The following is a 6,912-nucleotide window of genomic DNA, read 5'->3' as shown; positions in this document are numbered from 1 at the left end:
CAATGCTTGAAGTGAAGTTAGTCGCATTAGCGCTCACGTCTTGGCTATTGATGGTAGCGGTCACACCATTGTTATTGCTATTGTTGGTCACTTTAGTGGCATCACTAGCTACTAAGCCCGTTAAGGTCACGGTTGCACCGCCGGTGCCATTGGTGTAGCTGGTGCCACCGTTATAGGTACCCGCTACGGCGATACCTAAAGGGGCTTTATTAATTGTTGCACTGATAGTGCTACTTAAAACATAGTTTGCACTAGATAAAGTAAGGGTATTAGAAGTGAAAGATGTATAGCTACCTACGTTAGCTGAGCTTACAGTTCCAGTACCGCCTGTTAAATAGACATTACCGGCAGTAGTTCCGGATAGTGTGTAGGTAAAGTTTGCTGAATAAAGTGTATAGCTCGTAGCTGAATTAACAGTAAAGGCTGCAGTACCGTCATAGGTCTTAGAAGCTGTGAGACTTACGGTAACCGTAACTGGATTAATGGTGCCTTGTAATGTGTCATTAAGTGAGACTTTATAGCCATAAATTGGTTTACCGCCTACGTTCGTACTAGCAGTAATAGTTGGATTGCTATTTGGTAGAACCTTCCATGTGCCTACGCTAGAAGTTGCAACTCCATTTACATCTACATAATTACCAGTCGTATCTTTGGTATTCAAGGCGACTATATCGCTATTAATTGCCCCCGTAGGAGAAGCAAGAGCGTAACTACCACTTGGAATAGTCGCTGCAGATGATCCGTTATAAGTAATAGCGGTTAAGGTGCCTGATAAATTAACAGTAACTTCAGGGGCTAGGCTATATAAGAAACCATTACCGGTACCCAAGACAGTAGTACTTGGATAGGTAGCATTGTATTGAACATAAGCATTATTGAGACCGCCCGTATTGTCAGTAGTTGCACCTGTAAATGGGCTAGAGTTTGTGCTCCAAATCTGCCATACATTTCCTGAGCTGCCAGCTGTGGAAACGCTAAGCGCTGAAGCGCCAGCATTATTCTGAATTCGATTGCCAACAATAACGATGTTATTACCAGCTGCAGTTCCTGAATTCGTAATCGTGGATCCGCTAGCTAAGGTAAATACTCCACCAGCATTCAATACCAAATTAGTACTGGTGGTCACTGCCCCGCTATAAGTTTGGTTAGCTGTTGTTAAGACAGTATTACCCAGCGTTGGGGTAGTAGCAGTCACATTAATGGTTTTAGCTGTGGTGGAAAGGTTGCTTAACGCAGTTTTACTTCCAACTAAACCACCATAAGTCACTGTGCCATTGGTAGTGTTAGCAATTGCAGTTAAATTACGGGCACCATCAACCGTGCCATTGAAAGTAATACCTCCACCACTTGGAGTTAAAGCAGTCACCATGGCATAACCATTGGCAGAATTAGCTAAAGTGATAGGCGTAGTGCTTGAACTTGAAATAGTAACGCCAGTTGGTATGGTTCCTGAGGTACCGGTCGAACCAGCATCACCACCATAACCTACGTATTCGTTAAGGGTTTTATTTGTGGTGGTTGGTCCTGAGAAAGTCGTACCACCAATCAGACCACCACCACCACCGCCACTACCTGCACCATCACAACCGCCTGAAGTTGAGCAAGCCGTAGCGGTTTGTCCTGCAGCAAAACCTGGTGAACCAGCTGAAGTAGTTGATACTTTAGTAGCAATTGGAGAAATAGCAGTTGCGCCATAGGCTTGTCCAGCCGTGGCTGTAAGGCTAACGTCTGCCCTACTACCGCCACCGCCACCGCCAGCACCACCGGCATACAGATAGAAAGTAGATGTGCCAACTCTTACAACGGTTGCAGCACCACCGCCGCCGCCACCACCTGAGTAGCCAGCTGCACCGGCATTTCCACCAACGCCACCATTACCTAAAGCAAGGGCATTATTACCTGCTGAACCTCCTGGCGCAGTAAGTGTGCCGCCACCAGCAGCTGCACCACCACCACTACCAGGGGCAATCGTTAAAACCGTACCCGAAGTAAGGCCTGTTAGTGTCAGGGTATAACTTGTTGAAGGACCAGTACCTAAACCTTGCCAGTTATTGTTAAGTGAGCATCCAGAAGCAAGAGTACAGTCATTACCACCAAGACCACCGGCAGCACCCACTAAAGTAATGGTTGCCGTTGTGCCAGTAACCGTAAAGTACTGTGCAGATGAAGAGTAATTAAATGTCGTAGTGGTAGTAGCTTGTCCAACCGAAGTGAGGATTGCATTTCCTGTGAGAACTACTGGGCCATTGAAAGTTTGGTTGCCACTGGTTGTGATATCGGCATTGATATTAATTTGTGAAGTACTGCTGGCAGTTAAGCTGGCAAGATTGGTGGTACCACCAATGACACCACTGAGGGTAATCACACCGGAACCTGCAATTAATGTTAGGTGATCAGCGCCATTCACAGTACTACCTAGAGTAATTGCACCACCAGTACTACCTGAATTAGAACTCAGAATCACATCCATATTCAAGCTCACTGGACCTGCGTAATTCTGGTTACCTGAGGTAGTGACATCATCATATAAAACAGTACTTCCAGTTGCACTAGCGATATTCAAACTAGAGAGAGCTGTTCCAGCTCCAGAACCAACTGCTTGTCTAAAGGTGACTGCACCAGTACCAGCATTAACAGTCAAACCATATGCGCCATCTACAGTAGAGGTAAACGTTACAGCATCATTAGTTGTATACAAAACGGTATCAGCGCCTAAGCTTACTGCACCGGTATAGGTTTGGGCAGCACCAGTAGAGATATTACCGACCAATGTGCTAGTACCATTCACGGTTAAGGTGTTAGTAGTGCTATTTGTACTATTCGTAATGTTGCTGGCGCCACTCATTTGGAGCGAGCCTAAAGTAAGCGAAGATACAAAATCAAAGGTGGCATTGCTTAAGGTTAAAGTATTAGGAGGGCTACCTAAGGTACCTGCTGCGCTCAATTGCAACTTACCGCCATTGACAGTTGTAGTTCCACTAAAGGTATTTACACCACCCAGAATGACGGTACCGGTCTGGGCCGCATTATTAATTGTCAAGTTATAGGCAGATCCTGCACCATCATCAATGACGCCGTTATAGGTCAAGGTCTTAGTGGAGCTAGCCGCCAAGCCACCGCCATTAGCGAGCAAGAGAATGCCGCGATTAGCACTTAAAGTGAATGTATCTGTTGCCTGAATGACGCCACCATTCAATCGAATTGAATTGGCAGTCACAGAGCCTGGCACAGCACCTAAGTTGCCATCGCTACTAATAGCTAAGGTACCCGCATTAACGGCAGTACCACCACTATAGGTATTGACTCCAGAAAGATTTAATACACCCGCACCTGAAGTTGCTGGGGCACTAGCGCCAGTAAAGCTCAATGAAGTAGCTCCTGCCACTGGGCCAGTAACCGTATTACCTGTATTACTAGAAGTAATAGAAAGACTGGTTAAGTTAGTCGTACCTGCAAGAGCAACCTTGCCAGATCCAGCGGCGATTGTTAGGCCAGCGCTTGCTGTCGTGGTTGTAGCAAAGCTGGTAGATACAATGACGATACCAGAGCCACCACTACCGCCAGTGCCAGTCTTATAGCCACCGCCACCGCCACCACCACCAGTGTTAGCTGATGCAGAGGATCCTGCACCACTCGAAGCGGATTTATCGCCGCCATCAGCACCACCGCCAGCGCCGCCCGAACCACCATAATTGGTGCATCCTCTGCCGCAATCAGATGCGCCGCCGCCACCACCGCCACCGTAAACAACAGAAGAGCCTGTAATTGAGCTGGCTACACCACTACCGCCTGATCCAGCGTTAGTTGTTGTTGCGTTACCGCCATTACCAGAATTAGCACTGTTATTTGCACCACCTCCACCACCAGCGAGATAATCACTACCAGAACTATAAGCAGATCCACCCTTACCAGCCGTCAGAATGGTACTGCTGCCATTCAAGGGGCTATTAACACCACTCAGACCACCATTGGAACCCGTTGTAGTGCCTGTAGAGCTGCTGTTAATTGCACCACCACTACCGGCAAATGTAGCACTTCCAAAATTCGCTGAAGTGGTGCCATAGGTTGCACCTTGACCTCCACCATATGCGGTAATCGATCCAAAAATACTGTTAGCGCCGTTGGAATTAGCACCACCAGCACCAACAGTAATACCTGAAATTGCTGAGCTTGCGGTCACTGAATAACCAGTAGTGACAATAACACCACCACCACCACCGCCACTACCACTGGCATAGTTATCTTTAGCATCACCGCCAGCACCACCACCACCAACGACTAAAGTATTAACAGAAGAGCTAGTCACGGTAGGTGTCCAGCTATAGACGCCACTGCTGTAGCTAACAGTCACGCCAGGTGCTTGAGTGCCAGATCCTGCGGTATAGGTTGTTGAGCTCGAGCCAGTTGGGGTGAAAGTGTAACTACCGCCGCCTAAGAAAGCCAAGACTCCAGCATTAGTGTTGGTGGTAGTACCAGCAGAAACAGTACCAGTAATCGTAACTGGACTGTTGGTGGTGTTCATTGACACACTGGTATTGAGGATGACATTACCGCCGTAACTTTGGCTACCGACCGTTGTGACACTGCCATTTAAGGTGGTACTACCCGTTCCGGTAATAGCAAGGCTAGCCAAAGGTGTATTTGCACCTACTGTGCTGCCAAAGGTAACAGTACCAGTTCCATTAATAATTTCTAAAGGACCCGATCCTTCAACCGCCGCATTAAAGGTAATGTTTTGGTTATTGGTTGTAATGGTCGGATCATTTGGCATAGTGACGATGCCGTTGTAAATTTGTGCTCCGCCTAAATTAATTGAGCCATATAGTGTCGCTGCGCTATTCACTGTTAAGCTGCCTGTGCCGGCAATCGAAGCATTAAGACCTGACATAGTCAGGGTATTAAGAACTTGGTTAGCATTAAAGTTCACCGTTGTTGAACTCGTTGTTGAATTAATGCTCAATGCAGGATTCATACCCAAAGCAGACGTTGAGCTCAGTGTTAGTGTGCCGCCATTGACTGTAGTAGTGCCACCGTAGGAATTAGCTCCGCCCAAAATCACAGTACCTGTCTTTGCAGCACTACCAATTACCAATGAATAGGGATTAGCACCATCATCGATGATGCTGTTCATGCTGAGAGTAGCGCCAGTTGCTGCATTTAAATATGACGGTGTTGCAACACCCATCAGCACAGCGCCGTTGATGTTACCGGTACTAGCACTATTGCTATTGGTAATCGTGCCACCGTTTAGGTTGATAGCATTGGCGATGGTCTTGCCAGCTATATCAAAGATGCCACCGGTACTAATGGTTAATGTGCCCGTACCTAATGGGCCTGATGTAACCGTACCAGTCGTTGGAGTGGAGTTTGCGCCAGCACTTAAGGTGCCGCCATTAATGGTTGTGCCACCAGTGAATGTATTAGGACCAGATAAAGTTTCAGTACCTGCTGTTAAAACCAATTTACCACCAGCACCACTCATTACACCACTATAAATATCGCTAGCATTAGTCAAGATTAAGGACTTAGCACCTAAGGTCACACCACCTGCCCCACTTAAAGAAACAATAGATGCACTAGTAGTAGTAACACCGCTGATATCAAATGTTCCAGCAACTGCAACGCTACTATTCGCAATAGAACCACTACCAGTAAGCGCTAAGCTACCTGCACTAATCGTAGTCAATCCACTATAAGTATTAGTAGTAGAGAGACTTACGATTCCAGCTCCTGACTTAGTTAAAGAAGAGCTAACGCCGCCATCTAAGACAGCAGAAATATTTACCGTGCCAGCCGTATTGGTAATGAGATATTGAGGGCTTGTTAAATTGCCTTTAACTGTAGCGCTATCAATAATGGAAGCTGCTGCAGAAACAGTAATTGATGTTCCTACTGCTAGAGCTTGGCCATTAATATCTAATGAGCCACCAGAAATCGATAGAGCGCCATTACCTAAAGCGCTTGCACTACCAGCCTGCAGAGTACCTGTAGTAATTGAAGTACCGCCACTATAAGTATTAAGGCCTGATAAGGTAACGGTACCAGCGGCAGTTGTTGTTACTGTTCCAGCGCCGCTAATAGTCGCTGGTAAGGTTACTGCGCTGATATTTGCAAAGCTGATTGTGCCGTTATTAACAACGCTAACACCTGCAATTGGTGCGAGGCTAGCCATGCTGTTGTCATAACTAACAGTCTTAGCATTCGGAATATTAATAGTGGCTACGTTACCTAGGGTTGGAAGTGCGCCATTAGTCCAGTTGCTAGCTAGTGACCATAGGCCACCAGAAGTACCGGTAAAGGTTACTGAGCTAAGTTGGGTAATGGTGGCGTTAACAGTTCCACTTGTTAAAGTGTAATTTGCATCACTTAATACAAAGGTGTTAGTAGCAAAACTAGTGGAATTGCCAACATTCGCGCTAGAAACAGTTGCTGAACCTGAGGTAATAGTTGGTGTTATATCTCCATTTTTCAGGCCAGTGAAAGAATAACTGTTAGCGTTGGTAGTATTAAAAGATGTAGTTGCATCATAGGTTTTAGAGATAGTGATATTTACGGCCAACTGATTAACCGTGTAATTATTAGTACCAGTCGTAAAGCCACCAACTAAGGTGTAGTTGGCTGCATCAACACCACCTAAGGTAGCAGTAATGCTTTGCTTATAAGTACCTGCATTTAAGTTAGTGCTAGAACTATAGGTAGGTGAGACGATCGAGACTGCGCTTGCTGTAACCGCATCAATACCAACCTTATTACTAAAGCTAGCAGCGCCTACTGCGGTAGCAGAACCATATGTATTAGAACCAGCTGCAATTGAACCAGTTAAGGCTAATTGGTTTACGGTGTAGTTATTGGTACCAGTCGTAAAGCCACCAACTAAGGTGTAGTTCGCTGCATCAACACCACCTAAGGTAG

1 protein-coding gene is annotated in these 6,912 nt (G+C 46.2%); it reads right to left on the bottom strand.

What is annotated here, in order from left to right:
• Positions 1 to 6,912 (bottom strand): autotransporter-associated beta strand repeat-containing protein (locus ICN38_RS11590; RefSeq protein ID WP_216257237.1); only part of this gene is annotated, 6,912 nt, incomplete at both ends.

It is taken from the genome of Polynucleobacter sp. AP-Melu-500A-A1 (genome assembly GCF_018882125.1).
Taxonomy (GTDB): Bacteria; Pseudomonadota; Gammaproteobacteria; order Burkholderiales; family Burkholderiaceae; genus Polynucleobacter.
This window is presented reverse-complemented; position numbering and strand designations above follow the sequence as displayed.